This window comes from Mesorhizobium silamurunense (assembly GCF_014843905.1).
GTDB lineage: Bacteria > Pseudomonadota > Alphaproteobacteria > Rhizobiales > Rhizobiaceae > Mesorhizobium > Mesorhizobium silamurunense.
The window spans coordinates 1-364 of sequence record NZ_LPVS01000159.1 but is presented as its reverse complement, the minus strand read 5'-3'; the positions used below and the strand labels follow the sequence as shown (position 1 = coordinate 364).

Sequence of the window (364 nt, the reverse complement as noted above, 5' to 3'; positions counted from 1 at the left end):
GGTGAGCGACAGCTTTCCGCTTGGCCGCGGGCGTCACCATTTCTTTCCCACGAGATCCTTCAACGCGGCATTGTCGAGCATGGCGTCGGCCAGAAGCCGCTTCAGCCGCGTGTTCTCGTCCTCCAGCGCCTTCAGTCGCCGAGCCTCGGAGACATCCATTCCGCCGAAGCGGGCCTTCCAGTTGTAGATCGAAGCATCGCTAACGCCGTGCTTCCGGCACAGATCGGCGACCGAGACCCCGGCCTCATGCTCCTTCAAAATTCCGATGATCTGCTCTTCAGAGAAGCGGCTGCGCTTCATGTCCTGGTCCTCTCGATGGGCCAGAACGAACTTCAAACCGGATTAGATCAAAGGGGCAAGGTCA

General features: G+C 59.6%; 1 pseudogene. It reads right to left on the bottom strand.

Annotation, left to right across the window (positions count from 1 at the left end):
• Window positions 1–300 (bottom strand): annotated as a pseudogene (locus AU465_RS32840) (transposase); the annotation flags it as partial.
• Between the last annotated feature and the right edge of the window lie 64 nt (window positions 301–364).